The organism is Paenibacillus lupini, assembly GCF_011761355.1.
Lineage (GTDB): Bacteria > Bacillota > Bacilli > Paenibacillales > Paenibacillaceae > Pristimantibacillus > Pristimantibacillus lupini.
In genome coordinates, this window is the sequence record NZ_JAASRW010000001.1 from 737099 (window position 1) to 762404 (window position 25306).

Annotated in this window: 27 protein-coding genes; 23 read left to right on the forward strand and 4 right to left on the reverse strand. The window is 41.5% G+C overall.

Annotation, left to right across the window (positions count from 1 at the left end; translation table 11 throughout):
- Nucleotides 1–45 precede the first annotated feature (45 nt).
- Complete coding sequence (locus FHS17_RS03670) at nucleotides 46–1155, reverse strand: N-acetylmuramoyl-L-alanine amidase family protein (protein WP_167274689.1); 1110 nt, start codon at nucleotides 1153–1155, stop codon at nucleotides 46–48.
- A gap of 308 nt (nucleotides 1156–1463) precedes the next feature.
- Here FHS17_RS03670 and FHS17_RS03675 point away from each other — a divergent pair, with 308 nt between their 5' ends.
- Nucleotides 1464–2552, forward strand: a complete 1089-nt coding sequence (locus FHS17_RS03675) for a LysM peptidoglycan-binding domain-containing protein (protein WP_167274693.1) — start codon at nucleotides 1464–1466, stop codon at nucleotides 2550–2552.
- 352 nt (nucleotides 2553–2904) lie between these two features.
- Here the strand turns inward: FHS17_RS03675 and FHS17_RS03680 are convergent, their stop codons facing one another.
- On the reverse strand, nucleotides 2905–3924 hold the full coding sequence (locus FHS17_RS03680) for an alpha/beta fold hydrolase (RefSeq protein ID WP_167276362.1): 1020 nt from the start codon (nucleotides 3922–3924) through the stop codon (nucleotides 2905–2907).
- A 141-nt stretch (nucleotides 3925–4065) separates the two neighbouring features.
- Between FHS17_RS03680 and FHS17_RS03685 the strand changes: the two genes are divergently transcribed.
- From FHS17_RS03685 to FHS17_RS03705, 5 genes are all read left to right on the forward strand, one after another.
- Nucleotides 4066–4995, forward strand: a complete 930-nt coding sequence (locus FHS17_RS03685; protein WP_167276365.1) for a LysR family transcriptional regulator — start codon at nucleotides 4066–4068, stop codon at nucleotides 4993–4995.
- Nucleotides 4985–5389, forward strand: a complete 405-nt coding sequence (locus FHS17_RS03690) for a hypothetical protein (protein ID WP_167274697.1) — start codon at nucleotides 4985–4987, stop codon at nucleotides 5387–5389. The genes FHS17_RS03685 and FHS17_RS03690 overlap by 11 nt, the downstream gene beginning before the upstream one ends.
- A gap of 184 nt (nucleotides 5390–5573) precedes the next feature.
- Complete coding sequence (locus tag FHS17_RS03695) at nucleotides 5574–6068, forward strand: hypothetical protein (RefSeq protein WP_167274702.1); 495 nt, start codon at nucleotides 5574–5576, stop codon at nucleotides 6066–6068.
- A complete protein-coding gene (locus tag FHS17_RS03700) occupies nucleotides 6065–6682 on the forward strand; it encodes a hypothetical protein (protein ID WP_167274705.1) in 618 nt (205 codons plus the stop codon). Before FHS17_RS03695 ends, FHS17_RS03700 begins: the two co-directional genes overlap by 4 nt.
- Before the next feature lie 152 nt (nucleotides 6683–6834).
- Nucleotides 6835–7737, forward strand: coding sequence for a DNA-primase RepB domain-containing protein (locus tag FHS17_RS03705; protein WP_167274710.1), 903 nt, complete (start codon nucleotides 6835–6837; stop codon nucleotides 7735–7737).
- 259 nt (nucleotides 7738–7996) lie between these two features.
- Here the strand turns inward: FHS17_RS03705 and FHS17_RS03710 are convergent, their stop codons facing one another.
- Nucleotides 7997–8548, reverse strand: coding sequence for a TetR/AcrR family transcriptional regulator (locus FHS17_RS03710; RefSeq protein ID WP_167274714.1), 552 nt, complete (start codon nucleotides 8546–8548; stop codon nucleotides 7997–7999).
- 140 nt (nucleotides 8549–8688) lie between these two features.
- Here FHS17_RS03710 and FHS17_RS03715 point away from each other — a divergent pair, with 140 nt between their 5' ends.
- The 9 genes from FHS17_RS03715 (at nucleotide 8689) to abc-f (ending at nucleotide 18173) form a co-directional block, all read left to right on the forward strand.
- Nucleotides 8689–9612 (forward strand): ketopantoate reductase family protein, encoded by a 924-nt coding sequence (locus tag FHS17_RS03715; RefSeq protein WP_167274718.1) that lies wholly within the window; start codon nucleotides 8689–8691, stop codon nucleotides 9610–9612.
- A gap of 152 nt (nucleotides 9613–9764) precedes the next feature.
- On the forward strand, nucleotides 9765–10184 hold the full coding sequence (locus FHS17_RS03720) for a PhoU family transcriptional regulator (RefSeq protein WP_167274722.1): 420 nt from the start codon (nucleotides 9765–9767) through the stop codon (nucleotides 10182–10184).
- A 380-nt stretch (nucleotides 10185–10564) separates the two neighbouring features.
- Nucleotides 10565–11611, forward strand: a complete 1047-nt coding sequence (locus tag FHS17_RS03725; RefSeq protein ID WP_167274726.1) for a stalk domain-containing protein — start codon at nucleotides 10565–10567, stop codon at nucleotides 11609–11611.
- A gap of 397 nt (nucleotides 11612–12008) precedes the next feature.
- The gene (locus tag FHS17_RS03730) at nucleotides 12009–12620 is read left to right on the forward strand and encodes a hypothetical protein (protein ID WP_167274730.1); all 612 of its coding nucleotides are present in this window, start codon (nucleotides 12009–12011) and stop codon (nucleotides 12618–12620) included.
- 446 nt (nucleotides 12621–13066) lie between these two features.
- Nucleotides 13067–14056: a phosphotransferase enzyme family protein gene (locus FHS17_RS03735; protein ID WP_167274734.1), complete on the forward strand. Its 990-nt coding sequence runs from the start codon at nucleotides 13067–13069 to the stop codon at nucleotides 14054–14056.
- A 111-nt stretch (nucleotides 14057–14167) separates the two neighbouring features.
- The gene (locus FHS17_RS03740; protein WP_167274737.1) at nucleotides 14168–14611 is read left to right on the forward strand and encodes a GNAT family N-acetyltransferase; all 444 of its coding nucleotides are present in this window, start codon (nucleotides 14168–14170) and stop codon (nucleotides 14609–14611) included.
- A gap of 231 nt (nucleotides 14612–14842) precedes the next feature.
- Complete coding sequence (locus tag FHS17_RS03745) at nucleotides 14843–15484, forward strand: HAD family hydrolase (protein ID WP_167274739.1); 642 nt, start codon at nucleotides 14843–14845, stop codon at nucleotides 15482–15484.
- Between the two features lie 167 nt (nucleotides 15485–15651).
- Complete coding sequence (locus FHS17_RS03750; RefSeq protein WP_167274742.1) at nucleotides 15652–15954, forward strand: Dabb family protein; 303 nt, start codon at nucleotides 15652–15654, stop codon at nucleotides 15952–15954.
- Nucleotides 15955–16415: 461 nt separating this feature from the next.
- The gene (gene abc-f, locus FHS17_RS03755) at nucleotides 16416–18173 is read left to right on the forward strand and encodes a ribosomal protection-like ABC-F family protein (RefSeq protein WP_167274745.1); all 1758 of its coding nucleotides are present in this window, start codon (nucleotides 16416–16418) and stop codon (nucleotides 18171–18173) included.
- Nucleotides 18174–18376: 203 nt separating this feature from the next.
- Here abc-f and FHS17_RS03760 read toward each other — a convergent pair whose 3' ends face one another.
- On the reverse strand, nucleotides 18377–19360 hold the full coding sequence (locus tag FHS17_RS03760) for a tetratricopeptide repeat protein (protein ID WP_167274749.1): 984 nt from the start codon (nucleotides 19358–19360) through the stop codon (nucleotides 18377–18379).
- Nucleotides 19361–19506: 146 nt separating this feature from the next.
- On the opposite strand from FHS17_RS03760, the gene FHS17_RS03765 reads away from it, so the two are divergent.
- From FHS17_RS03765 to FHS17_RS03800, 8 genes are all read left to right on the forward strand, one after another.
- Nucleotides 19507–20082: a TetR/AcrR family transcriptional regulator gene (locus FHS17_RS03765; RefSeq protein WP_167274754.1), complete on the forward strand. Its 576-nt coding sequence runs from the start codon at nucleotides 19507–19509 to the stop codon at nucleotides 20080–20082.
- A gap of 631 nt (nucleotides 20083–20713) precedes the next feature.
- Nucleotides 20714–20965: a hypothetical protein gene (locus tag FHS17_RS03770; RefSeq protein ID WP_167274759.1), complete on the forward strand. Its 252-nt coding sequence runs from the start codon at nucleotides 20714–20716 to the stop codon at nucleotides 20963–20965.
- A 39-nt stretch (nucleotides 20966–21004) separates the two neighbouring features.
- Nucleotides 21005–21481 carry a hypothetical protein gene (locus FHS17_RS03775; protein ID WP_167274763.1) on the forward strand — a complete coding sequence of 159 codons (477 nt, stop codon included), beginning with the start codon at nucleotides 21005–21007 and terminating at the stop codon, nucleotides 21479–21481.
- A 236-nt stretch (nucleotides 21482–21717) separates the two neighbouring features.
- Nucleotides 21718–22287: a dihydrofolate reductase family protein gene (locus FHS17_RS03780; protein ID WP_167274766.1), complete on the forward strand. Its 570-nt coding sequence runs from the start codon at nucleotides 21718–21720 to the stop codon at nucleotides 22285–22287.
- Nucleotides 22288–22491: 204 nt separating this feature from the next.
- Nucleotides 22492–22902 (forward strand): DUF4362 domain-containing protein, encoded by a 411-nt coding sequence (locus tag FHS17_RS03785; RefSeq protein ID WP_167274770.1) that lies wholly within the window; start codon nucleotides 22492–22494, stop codon nucleotides 22900–22902.
- Nucleotides 22903–23605: 703 nt separating this feature from the next.
- Nucleotides 23606–23818: a hypothetical protein gene (locus tag FHS17_RS03790; RefSeq protein WP_167274774.1), complete on the forward strand. Its 213-nt coding sequence runs from the start codon at nucleotides 23606–23608 to the stop codon at nucleotides 23816–23818.
- A 60-nt stretch (nucleotides 23819–23878) separates the two neighbouring features.
- Complete coding sequence (locus FHS17_RS03795; RefSeq protein ID WP_167274778.1) at nucleotides 23879–24361, forward strand: DUF5412 family protein; 483 nt, start codon at nucleotides 23879–23881, stop codon at nucleotides 24359–24361.
- Nucleotides 24362–24416: 55 nt separating this feature from the next.
- Nucleotides 24417–25232, forward strand: coding sequence for an ankyrin repeat domain-containing protein (locus FHS17_RS03800; protein WP_167274783.1), 816 nt, complete (start codon nucleotides 24417–24419; stop codon nucleotides 25230–25232).
- Nucleotides 25233–25306 lie beyond the last annotated feature (74 nt).

The following is a 25306-nucleotide window of genomic DNA, read 5'->3' on the forward strand; positions in this document are numbered from 1 at the left end:
GATCATATGACGGCAGCTTTGTTACGTTTTGGGCAGAGTACGAACTTACCTGCTGAAGTAATCCTCCAGTCCATTCGCAATTGCTTTGGCTGCTTTTCTCTGGTAGTCGGAGCCGCGGACGATGGATTCATCTTTTGCGTTGGACAAGAAGCCGAGCTCTATGAGTGCGGATACCGTATCATTTTCCCGCAAAACGTGAAGATTGCCGTATGAGATCCCGTTGCTCTTCAAGCCGATGCCGTCCGCAAGCCTGTTTTCTATTGCACGGGCCAATGGCCGATCTTTCGTATCCGAATAATAGAAGGTAAGTATGCCGGACGTATTTTTCTCCGAAGAATTATAATGGATGCTGACGAATGCGTCCGCACCGGCGGATTCGCTTATTTGGACCCTATCGGAAAGCTTGGGCTTCTCCTCATTCTTCGTTCTTGTCATGAGGACGCGCGCTCCGCGGCTGCGAAGCTCATCCTCTAGGTAGAAGGAAGTGCTCAAATTAAGCTTTTTCTCAATCGTTTCATATGTAGTTCCTATCATTCCGGGATCGTCTCCACCGTGACCGGGGTCGATTACGATTACTCTTCCCTTAAGGTTCTTTGATTTTCCAGTTGAAACCGCCGCCGTTCGTGTTTCGCCCTTCGCGATATAACGATCCGATACCCAGCCGAGTAGCTTATCCGGGGTTTGGACCCGAACCCATCCTTCCTGGTTGTCCATTATCGTAACAGTCTCACCCTTTTTTAAATATCCCAGAATTTCATGGTCTAATCCGGCGCCTGCCCTGACCCGAAGCCCATCGGCCAGCACAGTCGCCCGGGCGGCTGCAGAGCTCTTCTGCACGCTGTCATCTTGAACTGTCACCGATGCTGTAACGACATTGCCATCGATTTTCTTCATATAATGTCCTGCCGCCCAACCGGAGACGCGGTCCGACTTGATGCGCAGCCAGCCATACTCTTCAGCTGAAACGGTGACAATCTCGCCATTCTTCAAACCACCTACAATCAACGAATCACTCGACGGCTCGCTGCGGACATTCAATGAGTCGGTATATACCTTGGCCGTATAACTACCGCTTGCTTCCGCCCGGTTTGGTATATAACCGGAAATACTAATTAACCCACAGATCAAAATTGTCAGGTATACAATCTTTTTCATATAAGTCTCCTTTAATATTCTTAGGATGCGTAGGTCTACTATTATACCTGAAATTACTAGATTCGTTGCGCCACCAAAGAACTAGATTTTCTAAAGAGGATTATTGATCAATTGGTATACATAAATCAGGCTATTTGCACCACGCTATGCGTAGAACGCTATCATAGTGAACATAGTCATTAGGATATGAAATATTCAATTCTAGCAGTGCTTGTTGAGAAAGAATTGGCTGTTTAGGCCCATTCCACAGAGTTCAATAAGTCCGATAGAATAGGTTTAAATTGAGGAACAAAGGAGAAGATTACGTTTTGAATAAGAGAAGCACACGCAGCAGCAAACATTCCAAAGGCAGCTTGGCATCTTTAAAACTAACAAATCTCAGCATCTATATGGCGATAGTCATCATTCTTGTTGGCATTTTCGGAGTATTGTACGGCAAATATACGAATAAAGTTGATTCTACGCTTCCGCTAGCTGCCGGGGATACTGAGCAAGCCAATGGGCAGAACAGAATTGGCGAACCATCTGAATCGGATTCCCTTAATAAGGGGAATGGCGGAAACGAGCCATTGGCAGATGACCCCATCCCCGCCGGAACCGTTGACAGTGAAGAGGAACAAGAGCCTTCAGAGGATTACGATGATGTGACAGAAGAACCTGCTCCTCCTGCATCCAACACACCGGTCAGAGAAAGCGATAAGCCGACGGAGACGCCCAAGCCTGAACAGATAGAAAAAACTATGCAAGAAAATAAGGATTATGGCAATAAATCAATGGAAGGCCTTGCTAAAACAGTGAAGCTTCCAACCACCTATGTGGTCCAAAAAGGCGATACGCTAAGCTTGATATCCGAGAAGTTCTATCATTCTAAGGAGCATTATGCGCTTCTTGCAGAGCATAACCATATCTTGTTTATTAATGATATGAAAGCGGGAGATACGCTTAAGATCCCGGCTTTGTCATCAACAACCGGCTCGAAAGATGGCGGCCAGCAAGGAACCAAAGACTATTCGAAAATACATTTGCCCGCTACCTATCTGATCCAAGTAGGTGATACGCTGTCAGGGGTTTCCAGAATGTTCTACAAATCGGCGGAATATGTGGATTATATCGCGAAAGAAAACAACCTTGATAAAAATGTAGGCTTGAAAGCAGGCACCCACCTCATCATTCCTTCCCTGAAAAACTACAAGCCTGATGAAGAAAATGGGGCAGTAGAATCTTTATCCGATTACGAGACATCCGATCATACCGTAAAGAGTGGTGAGACGCTCTACAGCATCTCTAAAATCTATTACGGCTCCGACAAATATGTGATGTTCATCGCGGATTACAATCATATTGTAAATATTGATAATGTGAAAGCCGGTACGGTGCTGAAAATTCCAAAGGCTTAGGTCATCGAAACCTGATAGATAAAGGCTCCGCCATAGCGGAGCCTCTGATGAGCAAATCCTGAATTTGGTGTGAAAGCCAAGTTAGTGTTCTGCATTATGATTGGGTATGCCGTAGAGAATGAGATTCATGGCCGGATCAGAATAGTTATTAACTAGGTCAATTTGTTGAGCTAACTGGGAACTTTAGTTTAAAACAACAAGCAGGCAACAGATCATAGGTCTGCTGCCTGCTTGTTGTTGAAGAATGGGCAGGATTGCTCAGCAAGTACGACAACACATAGAAAGGAGGTCAACCAGTAAGTTCTGGTGACCTCAAAATATGCCTAACAGGAACTCCAATGCTAAAGATGATCTATTCGTTTGTACTAAGTGCCAACAAGTGTTTTAGGTTGTCATCAATAAATTTATTATCGGCACTGTTGATTCCGCGACCTGCAAAATGGCCCCAGATCGACTCAATAGGCTTAAAAACAGCATTAGGTATGAGCTTAGCCTCATATTCGTTATCATCCGCCGGGCAGAAGAGATCCGTACTGCCTGGCATGACGCAGGCAAGAGCTTTAATGCTTTTGAGTGCCTCATCGAAATCTCCGTCATAAAGTGGATTTGCACTTATATCTGCATTTTGGCCAGTCCATAACATGGTCAGGACGTTGTGCGGGTCCATCATCATAAAGCTATCTTCCCAGACGCCAACCACAAAATCAGCTAACGAGTCAAATCCCATCACACGATATAGTTCCTCTCTATAAAATGCCTGCGATAAGCCCCATCCTGCATAAACACGGCCAACTGCGCGCATATCTGCGGAAGTCAGCTGGTTTATTTTACTTGAATTGAAGCCTACTGCCGCCATGAGCGGAGCTTTCATACCTTCCAAGACCAAATATGTTTGGGGAGAAGTTTTTGCAATTCCTGCAAAAGGTGCAATTCGCTCCACCATCTCTGGATAACTTGCTCCCCATTGGAATGATTGAATACCTCCCATTGACCATCCAACTACGAGAGCAATTTTTTTAATGTCGAATTTTTCTGTCACCAGCCGATGCTGTAATTTAACGTTATCATAGATGGTTACCTGTGGGAAATTAGCCCGGTCGAATGGGGGAGGAGTGTTGCTGGGAGACGAAGATAATCCATTGCCCAGCAGATTTGGAACGATGATGAAATATTTCTCCGGATCTAGTGCCATGTCATTTCCAATCAACCATTCATTCTGAACATGCTGGTCGCCAAAAGCAGTTGGATAGACGATGACATTATCTTTCTTTTCATTTAATCTGCCATAAGTTTTATAAGCAAGAAAAGCGCTCGGTAACATCACTCCTGATTGCAAGGTAACGTCACCTAAATCAAAAATCTCATAATCCATCATGTTGTCGCTCCCTTCAAAATTAAAACAAACATTTAATTGTATTTCTTGTGCTTAGTATAGGGCTGTGGTACTTTCATTAAAAGTGCTTAGAATTAAAGATAGCATTCAAAAATATTGAAAGTAAAAGGAAGTAGTAGAATGGAATTGCGCCAACTGAATACGTTCCGCATAGTTGCATCAACTTTAAATTTCAGTCGGGCTGCGGAAGCGCTGAACTACGTCCCCTCCAACGTCACGATGCAAATAAAAGCATTGGAGGAGGAGCTTGGAGTTCGTCTCTTTGATCGCTTGGGCAAGCAGCTTGTTCTTACACATGAGGGGAAACGCTTTTTAACACATGTTCAAAGCGTTCTAGACAAATTGGACGAAGCTCGCAGTGCCGTTCATCACAATGAAAATCTAAGTGGTACCTTAACGATAAGTGCCAATGAGGTTATTTGCGCCTATCGGCTTCCAGCTGTCTTTCAGCGTTTTCGCTCACAGCATTCAGGAGTTCGTCTAATCTTCCGCTCCGTTCCAAATCTAGAGCTCAAGCAAACTCTTTTCGAGGGAATCGCAGATGTCGTCTTTATATTAGACGAACCCGTTCGCTCGAGCGGACTTGCAGTGGAACCATTGTTGGAAGAAACATTCCGCTTTTTCGCCGCTCCGGATCATCGTCTCGCGAAACGAACTGTACTGCAGTTGGAAGACTTTCACGAAGAAGTGTTCTTGACAAATGAAAAGGGGTGTCCTTATCGAACCATGTTTGACCGGGCATTTGAGAAAGAGGGCATTGATAGTATCACGTATTTAGAGTTTCAAAGTGCCGAAGCCATTAAACAATGTGCAATTACGGGAATCGGAATTGCCTTTCTTCCTGAAATAACAGCGGAAGCCGAGGTTCAACGTGGCGAACTTGTTGCTCTTCCTTGGCAAATTCCCGACTTGCATGTGTATACACAGATGTTATGGCATAAAGACAAGTGGCTTTCACCAATCATATTAGCTTTCATAGAAGCAGCAAGGGAGGTTCTCGCTATAGAGGGGGAGAATGAATTAGCGAGGGAACAAGCTGATGGGAGATAATTCAAAGGGCAAACGGAAGTCAGTGTGTAGCGGCGTTACTTATTATTGGAATGTCCAACAAGATGCCGAAGACTATGGACGAATCAATCTAAATATTGTGTCAGAGGATAGGTTATCCGGCACAAAAGCCAAAGCTTGGAGTTTTGGGACTGGTGGTAATATGATGTTTACCGGTTCTGTAGTTTGCATTTATGATAGTTTTGGCAAGCCTGAAATTGATAGAATAATATTCTCTAAAAATAAAAAGGAAGCACAGGTTTATGTACGAACGGATAGTAGTATAAAGAACCAAGAACGAGTCGTGGTTATTTTAGATAATGTCTCTACTGTTCAAGTTTTTGACTCTGAAACGGAATCTAGTTTTGATATCTACCCCGACGCATTCCGGGATTAAGCTAACCCGAGGGACGGACTTCGTTTACCTAATAGGAAAGATAGTTGAATAGCAAACTGAATGAAGCTGCCGGTACACGACCGGCAGCTTTGTTACGTTAAGGGCAGGATAACGGAGAAACTTTGTGACTTTTAGAACGTCTAATAGAGATTACCAATTTCAAGGAGATTGAAGGGGGAGAGTCATGTCGCAGAAGAATTTGTTAAAAAAAGCGACAAAGGTTTTACGAGCGATCGAGTGGGCGCTGCTGATCTTACTGATCGGTTATTCTATGTTGATCATTTACCCTTTTTCGGACATGAACCAATTTAACAAAGATATCCATAAGGCGAAACGCGAAGGTATCTATTTCGATGCAGATGAGAAATTTCAGCCGTACTTCGGCACTTCTGTTCGTTTGGACGGAGTTGTTTATAATCAGAAAGAACTTCTTATTTATATGTCAGGGAAAGCGTTTGGACCGAATTCAAAGTTACCTAACCGGATTCAAGTAAAGACGGACAAAGGAACCATCTTGCAATCCAATGGTGGTGGAAGTTCTACGAATATTTTAAGAGCGAGAGGCATTTATGATTTCAAAGATGTCCCGGCCGGTATCCAATCTATTACCGTATATAACAAAGCTTACAGTGAATCGTTCTCGTTCCAAATCGATCTCAAGGGGGGCGAATTGCAATGATGGAGATAAAATATAGAAAACATATGCCTATAGGACATTTTCTGCGTTGGCTGTTCATCCTTGCCCTAGTTCTGTTCTTGATCAGAGCGCATTACGGCTCAAAACCATGGAGTCTGGAAAGTGTCGTCCATCAAGCTCAATCCAGCATGGAGATGCCTTCAGCTTCGATTGCTTCGATTGCGGACTCGGGCAGAGGCATACAATCGGTAATTCTGTTGGATCGTGAACATTCGATGTTCCATCATATGTTCGTCGCCCGTCCGTTTGGCATGTTGTGGGAAAACAGAGGCGGCGGATTCGGTATGTCGCTTGATCCCGACGTTCTTATCGATTTCAAGTGGGGAATGGCGACTTTCGGCGCTTATCGACATTACTATTACATCGGTCAGGTTCACGACTCGCGCGTCGCCCATGTCAAAGTAATCTGGCATGACGGATACGAGCAAAATGCTTACTTGACTGACGGCGTATATCAAGTGGCCCGGGCGATCAAACGTTCTTCCGATGACGGTCAATCTCCAGTATCGAAAACTCGTATGATCGCATATGACAAAAAAGGAACGAAACTTTATGAATTGACGCCTGAGCAAGGCGAAATTAAGAAAACTAACTAACATTCAAAAATAGTTCGTCTGACTTTTGTCATGTCGAGGAAGAAAAGCAGAAAAATGGGTACGGCATTTTACACTAATAACATCCTGTCAGAATATGATTGTTTAGATACGAACCTCCCAGGTTACGCGAGCTTACAAGGAGATGTGGTTTAATGACGCAAAGCCGAGCGAAAGTTTCCAAACCTGTGCAGCTCTATTCCAGTCACGCATACCGGTTTATTGAAAAGCTTGGCTGCAAGCCAAGCGATCAATTGCATTTCTTATTAATCAATGACGCTAAAGGCAAAAACCGAGGCTTTAGCGTTGCTACCGTGCTTCCCGCAATAACCTTGCATAAGCCTTTTCATTCCTTAGAAAGGTTGGTTCCTCAAATCAAGCTTTTTTCAAGGAGAAACAAGCCTGTAAATGTACTGTGGCTAAATAAAAAAGGCTATGCCGTTTTTATGGAGATTAACGGCCGGGAAACGACGAAAGACAGCCCGTTCAAAGCCATTAGAGCACAGTTCATCGATGTCGATTTAAACAAAATTTCAGCGCTTTTCAAAACGAAAGAACAAGTCCAGCAGAAGATCGACTCCATTCTCTCCGATCCTTCAGAGCGGCTTCAATCCATTACAATCACACAAAATAAACACGGCCAATATCGCCTTTTAGCTCAGCGGACAAAACAGAGAGTAGCCGTATTGAAAAAACAATATATAAACAAACATGGAGACCGCATCAAAGATACAATGATCGTCGAAACGAAAAACGGTTATCACATCTATTGGATCATGCAAGGCGGAAACATAAGCAAATTCGTTCCTATTCAAAAAGCATTAGCCCAAACCTTCGATTCCGATCCGATGATCACAAACCTATCAAGAGTTATGCGTATACCAGGGTTTTACCATATGAAAAATCCCGATAGCCCCTATATGGTCAAGGTCAAACAATGGGGTAGGGAAAAGCCGTTCACGCAAGAGGAGCTTATTGAATTGCTTGAATTAAAACCTTTAGTCACAGCGAAACTCAGGCAAAAGCGCCGCAAGCTACATGTTCGAAATGCCTCATGAAGAATTGATAAACCCCTAGCTCTTGCAGCCAGGGGTTTTGTGCGATAGTTTAACAAAATGTATTTCGGAGTGCAACTGGCAACATCCAGCATGTGGGTAATGACTCCGCTCGTCGGAGTGATAGGCCTTGCAATTTATTTCTTTTTTTTAGTACATTCCCTAGGAGGCCCAAACAAAGATCTGAGATCTGCTGCCGGTTTATTGTTCAAGAAAGGGCGGTAATGTTCAATAGCAATATAGATTTGGTTTGATGACTGACTCATTCTTTAAAATAGGGCGTAATCCCTCTTGAATATAGGTTCTCCACTAACTTGAAAAATTCTTCTGACGGTAAATCCTTTTGACGTTGGATCCAAAGACGAAATAAAGAAAGGGAAGTTGTCAGGTAAAACTCAATTAAGTACGGAGTTAAGGAATGGTTTTGCGGAACGTTTAATTCTAATTGATCCAAAGTGATTTCTTTTTTTAAGCGTTTTAAAAAACGGCTGCTTCCATAATCACCCAAAAGAGCATTAAGAACCAGGAGATGTGCTCTATTATCTAGACAATAAAGTGTATCTTGAACCGTATGCATCGATAGCTCTTTGTTCGCCAATTCTTTTTTTAGGTCATTCAATAAGTCATTTTCAACAGAATCTAACAATTCGTAAATGTCAGTAAAGTATTGATAAAAGGTGCTGCGGTTATATCCTGACTTATTCGCAATTTCCTGAAGCGAAATCTTCTCAATCGGCTTTTGGCTATACAACTCACAAAAAACTTCTACAAACTTTTGTCTTGTTTTCTCCGTTATTTCGGGTTGCTTTTTCATGTTTCCCTCCTACAAGTGAATCATCCGACAAATAATAAAAAACTGATGGTTGATCAAGCAATAATAAAGATTTATGATCACATCATACAACATGTTGTCTGATGATCAAAAGAAAATGTTAATAAGTAGGGGTGGTTTTAATGTCAGCAAAACAAGATAGAATTTTAATTTTTGGTGCAGGTGTCATCGGGAGCATGTACGCAATTAAGCTAATTGAAGCAGGGTTTGACGTTAGCCTTTTTGCACATTCTAATAGATTTAAATCATTAAGAGAGAATGGCCTGCAATATAAAGAAAAAGGTACAGTTAGATCGATACAAGTGAAGGTCATTGATACGCTCGAAAATGACGATGTATACGATTTTATTTTCGTTACCGTTCGTTATGATCGGTCCGAATCAGCGTTGTTAGCGCTAAAAGATAATAAAAGCAAAAATATAGTTACGATGACTAGCAATTCAATTGGATTTTCTTCGTGGCTGGATATCGTAGGGGATAGACTTTTACCAGCTTTTCCCGGCTTCGGCGGACAGATTAAAGATGGAGTATTGCATGCTCGATTTCTACCAAAGATTATAGCGGCAACTGCATTTGGAGAAATTAATGGTGTAGTGACAGAACGCATAAAAAACCTCGCAAAATTATTTAAAACAGCAAAGCTTCCCTACGTTATTAAAAAGGATATGCAAGCGTATCTAATCACACATTCCGTATCAGACATTGCCATGTTGAGCATTTTGCATTCTGAGAATAAGATAATTGACATAAAAACAGCCAGAACCAGAAAGACGGCACGCAAAATAACAGTCACTTTAAAAGCGTATCTAAGGGCAATACAAAAAGCTGGCGTTTCAATTGATCCACCAATGCTTAAAATGGTGCTTAAATTTCCAAGCTTATTTTTGGATCTTTTCTTTATGACATGGCTACGAACTAAAATGGTTAGTGATATGATGTTGCCGGATTATGCGAATAGTGCAAACAATGAGATTGTGCAGTTAAGTAATGATTTAATGAAATTCTTAAGTCAAAATGATATCAAATCGGAAATACATTTTCAGTAATATGAAAAGTTGAATAGCCGAACTGTTGAAGCTGCTGATGAACAATCGGCAGCTTTGATACGTTAAAGGGCAGGTTAACGCAACACTCGCTTACTATTAGCGTCTTAATTTTTGGGGTATTTAGTAAAGGCTAACGGGAGGAAAGACTTACAATGAAGAAGTTGCTAACATTTTGTCTGGGATTTGTTGCAATCATTGTTTTTTCAAGCTGTACAGGTGAATCAGCGGTAAAATTAGATAAGGAGTTTATAAAGGAGAAAGCAAAAATTGGTCTTTCGAAGTCTGAAATAGAACAAACCTTTGGAAAAGATTATATCTCAGGTGATGAAGAAGGAGTCGAAATTTGGCTTTATGATTCCACCAATAAAGAGGGTACAACCACTGAACGAAGATTAGATGTGGTGGCCCACGAAGATATAATCGATGGCGATGTGGATAACCAATTGTTTATTAACTTCCAAAAGGAAAAAGCTTTTATGTATTCATTTTTCTACAAGGGAGATGACCGGGAAGTATGGGAATTAGTAATAAACCCTGACGGTTCCACGCTTGAAATACCTGTAAGTCAATAGTAGTTATGTCATATGAATTTGGTTAAGTTCTAACGCGTACCGAGGGAGTTAAATAGCTAAACTAATGGAGCTGCCGATCTTACACAGGCAGCTTTGTTTTCGTTAAACGGACAGTTTAACTCAATGGAATACATTGATCTTAGCTGGTTTTTATTGATTGAACTATAGCTCTCGACGTCATTAGGTTTCTCCAGATATCCATTTCAAATACACACGTTGGACACAGGAACCTCCTATACTTCAACTTGTAAGAACAAATGGAGGTGCTAGCCGATGTTAAGAATGCCATATTTCGGGTAACCTTTTCGGTCGAAGGCTCGTTTAGTAGTAAACTAATAATTATTGAAGGGGTAATGCCCTCAATGAAAGGGATGTTATATATGAAATTCAAACAACAAAAAAGACTTGGGCTAGCCCTTGCAACAGCATTATTAGCTTCTCCGTTGGTCCTGTCGCTGCCAGCAGGTCATGCAGCTGCGGCTGTTACTAAAGCGAAATTCAGCATCATAGATCAATCTTTTAGCATTGAGGGAGTTAAGAGTAACATTGGTACCATCAACAGCGACGGCTCCACTTATATTGCTTTGCGAAACTTGAATAAGGCGTTAGGATTAGGAACAAACTTCGATAAAACGACTCAAGTGGTTACCGTTACCGGGCACAACCGGACCATTAAGCTAGATCTGAAAAACAACACCGCGACGTTAAACGGACAAGTCATTAATGGCCTGCAAGTGATTACACAGGATAATACGTCGTATCTGCCGCTACGCTCTTTGTTAGAACGCATGGGTTATGAAATCACGTACACATCAGGTTCCAAACAAATCGGCATTAAAGCTATTGCCGAGAACAAGTTGACGATCCAAGCCCACTCGTTAAGTGATAACAGCGGCGGCAAAAAGCGTTCCGTTTATTACCCTGTGATTTCTGGTATGGGAAATACTGAAGTTCAGACCAAAATCAATGCGTTGTTGAAGCAAGAGGCTGAGAAGACAATGGCCTTATCGAGCCAGCATAATGAGTATGACACTATCAGCAACAGCAATCTTAAGGGAGCTTTCGAAGTTACGTACAACGAAAAAGGAAAACTAAGTCTTTACACTTACTATAGCATCAATTCAGGCGGAGCGCATGACCTCCATAGTCTCGTCCCTCACACATTTGATCTAAACACAGGGAATGAATTTTCCTTAAAGGATGTGACTGAGGGTAAGACAAACTATGTAACGATCATTAACGATCAGATCAAAAAACAGATCAAAGACCGTAAGCTTGACGTGATCACACCTTTTAAAACGATTGAGGCAGATCGTGATTTTTACCTAAGCCATAACGGAGTGGTCATTTACTTCACCGAAGGTGAGTTAATGGGAGCTTCACTGGGCTTTCCTAGGTTCGTTATTCCTTTCTCGGCATTTAAGTAAGGAAGCATCTAAATAGTTCACTGATACCAAGAAGTAGTTTGCCATCATGGGAACTGCTTCTTTATTAATTGGAGCATGTTATGGCTGGAAAAGAATTTGCCAGCATTGGACGAAGGTGATTCAAGAAAATTCAAATGGAAATTATTCAGAATCTACACAGGCAGGAAAGCCGCCGTTAGAGTTTTCCTCATGATTCCTTAAACGATCGTAAACGAACCAGGGAGTAGTTTGCCGAAGGCAGGCTGCTCCTTTTTTTTATATAAAATAAAGGTTAGCTTCAACAAAAAGGTATGAGATTTCACCCTTAATGTTGTTATCGTAAGTTGTTTATCAGTAATTTATCATTTGTCTTTTTCCAAATTTGTGAAATAATTGATTGTAGAGGGAGTGAACAAAAGTGAGGATATATTTTAAAGGCATCAGAAAAATAATTGGTGTGGTTTTTATCGGTAGTGTACTGGGAGGTGTAATGGTATACCAAAGCATAAATGCTAAAAGCGATATTTATATAAACCACACAAATCCTTCTAGCTATCCTATAAATTGGCAAACATACGGTCCTTATAATGAAACGGCCTCCCTAGAAGTGCTGCCTGACTTAATTGAAACGGGAAGTATTAATGATATTGCAGGATATGTTCTTAAGAAAGATTATTTAAGTGAATCTGGTCGTGACGTCCCATTGTATGATTTCAATGGGAAAACCATAATTGGATCTATTCATATTGGCGCTAAGAATATGAATTATCCTAAAAATAAAGACGGACAGACATATGGCTCTGCCACAGATACTAATTCTCCCGAGACAGAACCTGAATTAATCAGTGCAATAGGTATTGATGGTACAAATGGATACGTTCTGAAAAAAGATATAGACGGTGAGCTTCCAAAATCACCACAGGAAGCTATTGCGTTACAAAAAAGTAGACCACAAGGCGGTCGTGATATTCCACTCTATGACTATGATGGTGAAACCATAATTGGTTTGTTTCATGTTGGAGATAATTAGCCAATAAGTATCGGTTCAAGTGTTGCGAGAAACGATGGTTCAACGCATAAAAGGTTGTGGAGGAGGTAATAAATGAAGAATCAATTAAAAAGTAAAGTTATTGTTATTTTAATAATAATAACTTGTTGCATCCTCTTACTTTTATTCTGGTGGTTATTTAATATGGTGGATACTCCAAATCCATTGGATCCGTGAATATTGGTCCTATTGCTGCAGCCGGTCAATAATGACCGGCTGCAGTTGTTTCTCAGCAGTTTATCTTACTGGCTAATCAGTTATCATTGACTGTAAAATGTTGGGTTAGTAAAATTGCTATTAAAAGAGATTCAATGAAAGCGAGGCTTCACATGTCACCAGGCAATCATTTTATTAAATTGAGATAACAATCGGAGAAAGTGGAATATTTTATTCGATTGTTCAATTACGACTCATACCAAGGAGAAATTATGGATCCAAAAATAAAATTAATGTTACTGGAAGAACATGTTGTAGAAGGCGCAGTGCGATTTGGTGTGGGTCCTGAGAACATGACTTTCATTGGAGGCTTTCAGAACTTTATTTATTCCTACAATTCTAATGAAATGAAATATATTCTCCGGTTTACTCCTAGCACTCTTCGTACGTCAGAAGGACTTGCAGCTGAATTGGAGTGGATTCGTTTTCTTTCTGGGAATGGTTTAGCGGTTTCAGATCCGGTACTTTCGGTTGATGGAAAGGTCTTCGAACGAATCCATGGACATAAAATGGATTTCTACGTTACCTCCTTCAAACACGCACCAGGTCGTAAAATTGGATACCCTGAATGCCTAGGTAACCACACACTTTATGAGCAATGCGGACGCATGACTGGCTGTCTCCATGAACTGGCAAAACGTTACAAACCTATAGCCAAAAGGCACACGTGGGAGAGCAATGAATACATCTTGCAAGCCAGAAATTATATCCCGTTAGAGCAGCAACCCATTCTTCTAGCCCTTGATGAGCTCAAAGCATATTTGAATAATTTACCTATTACCGCCGATAATTTCGGTTTGATTCACGGGGATATCAATGTGGGCAATTTCACAGTCGATGATTCAGGGGGAATAACACTCTTTGACTTCGATGAATGTCAGTACAGTTGGTATGCTGAAGACATTGCAATCCAACTCTATTACTTACTGTATGTGTTTGGGGAAGATTCGAAGTCCGAACGGAAGGCACAGTACGAACTTTTCATTAAACATTTCGAACAAGGCTATACTGAGGAAGGTCGTCAAATGCCTGTCGGCTGGAAGGATCAACTGAAGCTCTTCCTTAGATTACGAGAAATTATCGTACTCGTTGGTATGCACCGAAGTTGGGATTTGAGTCAACCAGACGATTGGACTCGCGATTTTTTGCGAGATAGTAGAATGCGGATTACAAGAGGAGTTTCTTTAATTGACGAATATTGAAAACCCAAATTGGAGGCGGCAGCTGCTCTATTTTCAATGAGCTAAGGGCAGGATTGCTTCATTAATAATAGAATCCTTTGTTCGCGAATATTTTTAAGATGGGGGAAGGGAATGGAAATTAAGATACGAGAAATTGTGGCAAATGATTATGCTAAAGTTGTTTTTTTATGGAACGATGTACTTGGAGTTCGTAATGTTAATGATGAGAACTTTCGAGTTACTATGGAAGAAATGAATAGGGATGGGAATTACAAAACATTTGTTGCACTATTTGAAAATGATGTGGTTGGTTTTGTAACTATAGTTCAGGCATTATCCGTGGGGTCACCGGTTGGTTATCTACATATTCAAGGGCTTGCTATTAAAAAGGAATTGCAGCATAGTGGAATAGGTACAAAACTACTAAGACACATAGAAAACAATGCAAAGGAAATGGGAATATCAAGTATTATATTATGTAGCGGGTTTAAGCGAACCGACGCCCATGCTTTTTATGTGCATAATGGCTATGACAAAGATTCATACTGCTTCGATAAGGTTATTAAACTTGACTAATGAATAACTATTTTGCATTTCACCTCTAACGAAGAATGTTAGTAGAACAAACCAGGGAGCAGATTGCCGGCAGCAGCACACTATTATTAAAGGCAGAATAGTTCCAATATGAGGTGTTATACCCCCTTGTTATTATTTAGTAGATCCAGCGGACCGGAGGGCAATATGAAATGTATGGTTCATGAGTGATGGCACGTATGCTTGCCGCAGCTGACAAAGGAGAACGAAACAATGAAAAAGTACATCCTTTTCGATCATGATGGTGTTCTGGTTGATACTGAATTCTGGTATTACAAAGCGGGTGAACGCGCTCTGGCTGACATTGGATTTACCTTGGATAAAAATCAATACCTCCGCGACATGACCCAGTCTTTTGGCACTTGGTCCCAAGCTAGGGCGGCAGGTATTGATGAACAGACCATCAGCAAGCAGCGTGAGGTCCGCAACGTCTATTATCAAGAATATCTAAGAACAGAAGCTATAGAGATTGAAGGCGTAGTTGAAACTCTAGCCGAACTCTCAAAGTACGTCCGCATGGCCATTGTAACGACTGCAAAAAGTACTGATTTTCTACTTATTCATGAAAAGCGTCAGATTAGACAATTCATGGAATTCGTCCTTGTTCGCGAAGACTACGAGCGCACCAAGCCGCACCCGGAACCATACTTGACTGGCCTAAAGCGCTTCGGAGCTACGAAAGAAGAGACTCTGGTTGTTGAGGATTCCAACAGAGGGTTGAACTCAGCCGTGGCGGCTGGTATCGATTGTGCTATTGTCCATAACGACTTTACAAAAACACATGATTTCTCACAGGCCAGCTATCGAATCAAGACTCTGGCTGATCTAAAGGACATTATCCTAAATGTAACCTGAGAGAGCAATCACCAGCGTGTCCGTACTCACTTTCAAAGGGGAGAGCTGTGCAGGCGGCGCGGACTCACGTGATGCCCGTGGTTTTCACCTCTGACAGAGGCATATGCTATACTGGAGACGATATTTTACACGATAACAAATTGATAATATTTGGAGGTAAATAGGCTATGTACGAACATCTCGTCGTTTTCAAGTTCAATACTAATATCACACCTGCCAAGCAACAGGAACTTCTGGGGCAATTGCTAGGGTTTCAGGATCGTATCCCCGGAATTCTCGATATAAGTGCAGGACTCAATGTAACTGAAGAAAAGGAAAATATACACGGCTATACGCTCGGTTTACGGGTTACATTCGATAGCCTTGTATCACTTCGTTCATATGGACCTCATCCTGTCCATCAGGAATTTGTAAAATCACTAGATGGTCTGCTGGAAAATGTTATAGTAGTTGATTACCCAAAGGTCTAGTTCACGTTCACAAACGCAATACTGAGTCAAAAGAAGCTCCCTTCCTACTACGAAGCTGCCGGCATTATAGGCAGCTTTGACTAGAGTTTTTTTGGATTTTTTTACAATTAGAAGGATGCAAGCGTGAAGTTGCCATGCTATAATGGATTATCTTGAAAGTTGTAGGAGGTATCCAATAAAACATCATGTGGACCTAATTTCCTGTCGATCATGATTTTCGAAAATGACGATAAGTGATAAGAGCTCAGCCCTTGCGCGGAGCGGATTAGGTTACGTGTGTCTATTGGAGACGACTCCTGCCACCTTGATTGATGCCTTTTGTTGGCGTCTAATGAATGGTGTTTTCACGCTATTCCTATATCCGCATATCCTTAGCCGCAGGCGCGCCCTGCGGTTTTTTTGTCTTCGACAATCATACCCCCCCTGTCAGTTGTTCAACTAAACTAGAAGTGGTGATTGGTATGACATTATTAACATTACGCGGAATTAAAAAAAGCTTCGGCGATACGGATGTACTCGTGAAAGTAGATACCGATTTGGCAAGTCGAGAACGGATTGGCTTGGTCGGGATGAACGGAGCAGGCAAAACCACACTTGCCAATCTGATCTTCGGTACGATTCAGCCTGATAAAGGCAAGCTTACCTTCCATCGGGATCAGCTGCGAATCGGGTATTTGCTGCAGTCGACCTCTTATACCGTTAGTACCTTTAGCAAGATGATGGACCCCTTAGCTGCTGAGTCGTCAGAAACCGAAAAGTTTCTGCAGACTGCGAGCCATCTCGGTTTGCAAAAGGTGAAGGAGTGGGATGGAGCGCGTTTAGCAGGATTGAGCGGCGGAGAGAAGACAAAGCTGGCAATCGCCCATATATGGTCCTCCAAGCCGGATATTCTGCTGCTCGATGAACCGACGAATCACTTGGATTTTGACGGGGTCGATTGGCTCGTTCAAGAGCTTCAACAGTATAGCGGCACGACGCTTGTGATTTCGCATGACCGTTATTTTCTTGATCAAACAGTGGACCGGATTATAGAGCTTCAAGATGGGGTGTCGACGTCTTTTCCAGGCAATTACACATTCTATCGGGAGGAGAAATCCCGTCGGTACCAGAGTCAACTCCATCAGTATGAAGAACAGCAGAAATACGAGCAGAAGATTGAAACGGAGATTAATCGGTTGAAGAATTGGTCAGCTAAAGCGCATCGCGAAGCCGGCAAGGTTGGGAAAATGGCAGAAATGCGTGCAGGCGTGAAGGAATTCTACCGCAGCAAAGCCAAAAGCATGGATAAGCAAATTAAATCCCGCATTCATCGTCTGGAAAAGATTGATCTTGAAGGTGTGAAGAAGCCAAATGAGGAAGCAAAGGTGTCCTTTGGCTGGGATCAACCGGACAAACGCGGCCGTCGAATTGTAGAAGCACAGCGGATTGGCAAGTCGTATGGCGATCGCTCCTTGTTTAAGGATAGCTCATTCTATATGCAACGCGGAGAGAAAATCGGCTTGCTTGGACCTAACGGCTGCGGGAAAACGACGCTTATTCAAATGCTGCTAGGTCAGAAATCAGTTGAATCCGGTCAGCTATGGATTAGTCCAACTGTCAAAGTCGCGTATTTAACCCAGGATGTAACTGATCTCGAACAACAGCGGACCGTAATTGAACTGCTGCAGGAGAGCCTTGAAGTCCGAAGTGATGTTGGGAAAGCGCGGACGCTGTTGGCCAATATGGGCTTCGATGCCTCTATGCTGCAGAAACCGATTGCTCAGCTAAGTCTTGGTGAACGCACGCGGATCAAGCTTTCGCAGCTTATGATGCGCGAGCAGGATCTGCTCATCCTGGATGAACCGACCAATCATCTCGATCTGGCAAGCCGCGAGCAGCTTGAGGAAACGTTATCGGATTATCGGGGAACGCTGATTGTAGTCTCGCATGACAGATATCTAATGGATAAAATCTGTACGAAGCTGCTTGTTTTTGAGGACGGCGGTATTAAGCGGATCGAATCCGGCTACGAATTGTTTCGCGAGCGGCCGCAAAGTATACATGCTGCGAGCGAGATAAACGTGCAGCAGCTGGAAGAGGAGAAGCTGGTTATCGCAAACCGAATGGCGTTTGTGCTTGGGGAATTAAGCTTGATGAAGCCTACCGACATCCGGTATGCGGAGCTGGACGAAGAGTATAAGCAGCTGCTCGCTCGGAATAAGCGGCTGAGTACTCCTTAAAAGTAAAATTCTATACACTATTTTAGTTGTTGATTGTTTTTAGCTAACATAAATCTTTAGTAAAAGAAATAGTGGAGCATTCTGCCGGCAGCAGCTGCTCCATTTAGGGAGGATAGTTTTATATCAGGTGAACCATGCAATAAGTAACGGCAAGTTGGAAGGTGTTCCACGCCATTCTTACCCGATGTACTAATGAATCCTACTTATTGCATGGCCAGCCGGTTAATACGTCCATTCGCCAGTGCTATGAACATGGAATGATGAAGTTCTTGGGCAAGCCATAAAGCACGCTCATAACAAACGCGCGCTTCCTTCTCCTCTTTTTTGGCTAAATAAACATCACCGACACCTAAGAGGGAAGAGATGAGGGCTCCTTTTTCCCCTAATTCTTCAGATATAGAAACAGCTTCACTCGCATATTGAAAAGCTGTTTCCGTGTCCCCTTTCTTCAGGCAGATGTCACAGAGCAACCGATAATCTAAAGGCATGTAAGGTTTGAACCCGTTTTCTTCACGATAAGATAAAGCTTGAAGAGCATAATTGAGTGCCTGATCCAGGTCACCGCTTTGAAAAGAGTGAATGGCCAAATGGCGTATCGGCTCGGTTCTTACATATTGGTGAGAGTGCCGTTCAGCTATCGTAAGAGCCGCTACATGATGCTCTAGCGCCTGGTCTAAGTTCTGTAAACGCTCGTATATTTGGCCGATAAAGAAGTGCGACTCGCTAATTCCTCTCGTATCCTGAATATCCTCTCGAATATTTAGAGCACGCCGTTGTAAATCGAGAAGGGCATCAAATTCCGAAGAATCCACAGACTGTCCCCCATTCAACATTTCAAAATAGCGTCCTTGTCCAAGCAAGCTTAATATATCTGCAAGACCGTGCAGTTCATCGTGTACGGATTCAGCCAGTTCCTTTGTCTTCTGCAAGTGAGAGAACATAAGCTCCGAATCTGCGTTCGTAAGAAGGTGATTGTCTACGAGGATTCTTGCATAATGGAGATATGATTTAAGACGATCATGGGGGTGCACGTCACTTGTTTCCGACAATTGTAAACAAACGCGAGCTATACGATGGGCATCTTCAGATTTTCCGTTTAAGTGGTAGGCTGCAATGATGTCGCAGAGTGCATGTATCGCTGTCGCGTAAGTTTGAGTTAACGATTCGGCGTTTATCGACGATGTCATATCGGAATTCTCCTTTCCGTTCGTTCTGACCATATTTATAATAAATATTAAGAAAGAATAGCGCTACAAACAATAAACGATTTTGCAGTAATGTTGAATATTAAACGAAACGAGGAAACTGTTGAATATGTATAGGAGGAAGTAGGATGAAAGCAATGGAGAAAGGAAAAGATCGGCAAGTTCAGCGTACGCGCCAGCTGCTGCAACAGGCATTTATTGAAATTGTCCGGAAAAAGGGATTCGAGTCGACGCGCATTCACGATATTACAGAGCAGGCGAACGTAAACCGGGGAACTTTTTACTTTCATTATGCAGATAAATTTGAACTATTAGATGAAGTAGTGCGGAATCATTTCCAACAGCAACTTGCTAATACCCTCCCTGTGGAGCCTAAATGGGATAGAAACACGTTAAGGTTGCTCATCCTGGCCGTATTGGACCGCTTCGAGAGCAAGTATGGGCACCGACACCCTTCTTCTCGTATTCCATCCACCCTGCTTGAACGCTCGATTCAGGTAGAAATGACACGCCTCCTAATGACTTGGCTAGGGAGCGATAAAAGCGAACAAGACTTTGCAACATTGGAAACGTCGTCCCGTGTCATCAGTTGGGCAATTTTCGGCCCCGCTTTACAATGGAGTCAAGAGCCGAAGCTAATTAACCGAGAACAGATGGCAGACACGATTTGCTCCGTAATTGCTGGAGGGTTATCAAGTGATTAGGATATTGGATTGGCAGGTTTATTAAGTTAATGGCCATATGAACGTGACAATTTCGCTTTTTGGATATAACTGGAAAAACAAGAATCGGTGTGAATTAGAACGAAGGATCAATAATTTGCAATGGGAGCGAATGGAAGTGACAATAAAAAGATCGTTTGGCTCTGGGTCATTTGCAATAGTTATCTTATTTATGGGGTTCTTATTTAATTTTAAATTTCAAAACGACTTTATGTTAAGTCATTATCTTTTTAAGTTATTCAACTGGGATATATATACGAATAAAAGCCAGGGATATCACATTCCATTTATGGCCGCTAGTGTTTTTTGGTTGCCGGCAGTGATAATTTCAAAGAAACATCCAGATGATTTTGGAACAGCTTTGTGTTATAAGGTTGGAGGAGTTATGTTGATTCTTAGTATTATCGTGTTTACGGTTTACTTGTTAGGAACTCTTCTATAGATACAAAAGAAGCTTAATATTCACTATTTCGTTAAGCTTTAACAGGAGAACGATAGTTCAGAACAACAATATGGCGGCTGATCACAGGATCAGCCGCCATTGTAATTAAGTACTGCAACCCTGATCAAAATGAAGCGTCTAAAATATTAACTAATGATTGGAGGTATTATCTTGTTGAAAATGATGAGAAAGAAGCAAGTATGGATTGCATTATTTTTAATTCTTATTCTTCTATTTATGATCATGAAACCCTCGAAGAATGAATACATAACGCATTGGAAAGAAAACCACAAAGGTATGGAAGCCTATACGGTTCACACAAAGAATTATCTTATATACTCAACTTATCAAATGGGAGGGTATGACGATATAATGCCAATAACGATAGGGATTTGGGGGGAATTAATTGATACGAATATGTAATGAGAATAGGGCCACTGCATGTCGGGGAGCGTTAGTTGAATGTTTAAATGGATGAATATTTGTCGAGTTGGAGTCATCATTATTCTACTCATACTTTTTAGTTTAGGTTGTAGTGTTACACATTCAGTAAACACATCATCAACGGTTTCTTTATCTAATGAGTTAAAAAAAGAAATACCAGCAATTAAAAACATCAAATACACATTCACTAGACCTGTTTTAACAATAAACATTTTGATGGAAAAAGATACTCCTAACGAAGAAGTGGTAAACTCCATATTGACTAAAGTTAAGCACTTCTCAACTATTGAAAACATAAATGAAATTGCAAAATCCGTAAAATGGAAAAGTGAGATTTACGATATAAATCTTACTATTTATAGCCAATCAGAAAAAAAACCTCCCATAAAATATTCTGCAAGTTATTTCAAAACATTTGATGCTTCTAATACTTCGGAAGAAAATATTGATGGTTACAAAACTTGGTCCAAGTATGAGGATCCACAAACCTCATAAGGAAACTGCGTATTATGGACCTTCTTATTAAAAAATCTGCTCGTTCAAAGATATAAAAGAAAGATGTGGGAAAAGGATAGATCTGAAAATATCGCTCTGATAGTAAGAAAATTCAGATTTCCACTTGATCCTTACGTAACGTAATGATTTATAGTGAACGTAAGAGTAGGACGAAACACGAGCCTGCTGCCAAAAAAAATTGAGCAACTAAATTCGAAATTGGAGGAGAAGCAAACATGAGAAAACTCGTATTGTTCATGCATGTGTCGCTAGACGGGTATGCGTCGGATTTGAACGGAGGACTAGATTGGATTCCGTACGACGAGGAACTAGAGAAATACGCCGAGGAGGTCGTAGCCGAAGTCGGTTCTCCTGTATACGGACGCACGACGTATCGGATGATGGAGAGCTACTGGCCCACGATGCTGGATAATCCGAATGCGACGTTACACGATATGGAGCATGCGAAATGGGTGCAGGATGTTAAAAAGATCGTCATTTCCGGTTCGATGGACATTGTGGAATGGAACAATACGATGCTGATCAAGGACAACATCGCTGAGGAAATCAAGGCGCTCAAGGAGCAACCTGGCAAAAATCTCGTTATTTTCGGCAGTCCGGGAGCGGCGAAGACGTTGCTTGAGCTCGGCCTAATCGACGAATTCCTACTGACGATTTGTCCAGTCATCTTAGGTGGTGGGAAATCGGTATTCCACGGCGACGGTGAGAAAAACAAGCTCAAGCTGCTGTCCAGTCGAACGCTCAAGTCAGGTGTTATCGCGACTCGCTATGAGTTGGAAAAATAGCCGTTTCATACAAGGTGTTCCACTTACGGTGAACGATATTCGAATAGCTAAACATAACAAAGCTGCCGATCTTGGGTCGACAGCTTTGTTACGTTATTAGGAGGTTAGTGTAGTAGAGTTAGAATGGCAGCAAGGTAAAGCTGAAGTTGATGACGAATAAATATAACTAGGTGCAGCCAAAAACATTACTAGCAGGAGACAATTATGAGATATAAAAATCTCTTTATTCTAGCCTCACTTTTTATGTTATTAATGGGATGTTCTACGACACCCGATAGAGCTGTGAAAAATGGAAATGTAGTGTCCGACTTAGGTGTCGTAGGGAATATAGAAAAATTAGACTATTTTATTTCAGAAGTAACAAACAAAAAAGACTCCAGAGTAAAGATTACACGGTTCACTAAAGAGGGGGATCCAGTATTCATTCGAATGAGTTATGTTCATAGAAAGATAAAGATAGAAGAAGATCCCTCAAAAGATAAAAATGGTGATAAAGAAAAAAGGAACTATTTTTGTGAGAGTATCACTAAAAAAGAGCAAGCAGATGAAGTTCATTATCTCATTATGGATTGTACCCCTTCGATATCAAGTGAACTAATTGTTGTTCCGAAATAAAACAGACCGACAGTTCAGTTACGGCTGCTGCTGCCTAATACAAGCTACGTTCCATGGGTACCGTAGGTAATGCGGATGTGAAACTAACCTATATTGATAACGATGGCAAATAAAAGGAGGTGGTTAAATGGTAATAAACAGTAAATTAATTAAAACTTTGTTAATGAGCTTTTTTTCAATAACATTCATTCTAAGTGGTTGTAATAGTTCAAAATACGTGAGTTTATCGATGAGTTAAAACCTCAACATAGTAATTATAAGTTACATCTGTTTTATCATAATGGGGATACACCTTCTAATCAGCTGGATGAGGTACAAACTTTCATACATTCTAACCAAGTTATTTTGGATAATATTACGGAAATGCAAGGTCATACTTACAATAGGCAATTGAGTAAAAAATTAAAAACACTGGACATAGGAACGTACCCGATGTATGTCCTAATGGATAACGATGGGTTTGTTTATAAATCCCCTTACTTAAGTGAAATAAAAGCATTTATTAAGAAGGAATTGAAAGTGACGGGAAGTTAAGCAGAACGAGGGACGCTTAAACGCAAACACAACTATGACGAAGCTACCGGCATTATGGGTGGCTTTATCACGTTAATGGGCAGAATAGTTCCAATATGTGGTATTGTTCAAATAGACTAGAACTTAAAAGGAGAGGAATGTTTGTCTACTAACTACTGGAGTTGATTACATGTCTAAATTCTTAAAACTACTAACAAATATCATTTCACTTTACTCAATTGGGTATGTATTATATATTGGCTATTTTGTGCTTTTTGATAAACCAGTTACTAATGAAGACATTACTAAATTATATTCAAAAATGGGATATGCTTTTGTAACACTAGCTGTTTCTTTAATTTTAAGAACTTTTCTTAAGAAGAATAAATTCAATAATATATAATAATCTCATTCCATCGCGAGTTAAATATTAGAGTGATATTTGATTAGTAAGGGGTTTTGTATGAAAAAAAGATATATAATTCTCACATTATTGATTATTAGCTTAATCCTATTAATTGGCTATAACAGATACTCTTATAATTTCAAAAGCCTTGAAAACGCTGAATTATTTGTAGGCCCTTTAGAGTCACCTGGTGGAAAATATAAAGCCAGCGCGTATTATATACTTTATGGCGGCGCAGCTGGTGGAGTTTTGTACATTGTCGAGGTCGAACAAACGCAGACTGGTGAAAAGAAAAAGATATATTCAAGTAACCATAAAGAAAAATTTTCGATGTCTTGGAAAACATCAGATATCCTCTCTATAATTAATGAAAGTCCTAAGTTTGATGAATATAGAAACATAGATTTAAATGTTCAAACGGATATATATGAGGAGTCGGGATCTGCCTGCCGAAGTCTTACACTCGAAGAGAAGTTTGAAAACTGTTATAAGGCTAAGGACAATAAGATGCCTCTCTTCTTAAAGCTACTTGGTTTTTAAATTAATGGAAAGCTTATGAAAAAGTCAGTACATCTATCATTGCAGGAGGTCGACTATGAAGAAGCTAGATAACGAATTTAATGAACCTGATCTGGCCTTAATATACGATGATGAGCCTCTAGCAGACAAAGTTATTAAGTCGATTCAGACTGGCGATCATACTTCGTTGAGGCGAATACTTTCCGAGAATCCGGGTCTGGCTAAGGCAAGAATTATCGAACGCAAAAATGGCATGGTATCTCGAACACTGTTGCATGTGGTGACCGACTGGCCCGGTCACTTTCCGGGCGGTGCGGCAACCGTAGCAGTATTAGTCGAGTTTGGTTCGGAGGTGAATGCTCGCTTCACTGGACAGCACACAGAGACACCACTACATTGGGCTTCGAGCTGCGATGACATTGAAGTGTTGGATGCGCTTCTTAATGCAGGAGCTGACATAGAAGCACCTGGCGCAGTAATCGCTGGTGGCACACCTTTGGATGATGCCGTGGCGTTTGGACAATGGCGGGCAGCGCATAGGTTGATTGAATGTGGAGCGAAACTCGCACTGTGGCATGCGGCTGCGCTTGGATTGATGGATGCAATAGAAGCGGATTTCGCAGGTGTTGAACTTTCGGAGCGATACCCTTGGGGAGCAAATTGCATTTCACCTCCGGATAAGATTACCATCGCCTTCTGGTGTGCTTGCCACGGTGGACAGCTACAAGCAGCTCAGTATCTTCTCAGCCAAGGTGCCGATCTGGACTGGATTTCGGTGTGGGATGGATTAACCCCTTTGGATGCAGCAAAACGTAGTTCCGCTGCGAATCTCCTTCAATGGCTACGTAGTCAGGGAGCTAAATCTGCTAACGAACTGGAGAGTAGTATGTAGATAACTTGAATTAGGATAGTACCAGCATGATAGACTAAGACTTGCTCAGCAATAATATACATCCAGTATACTGT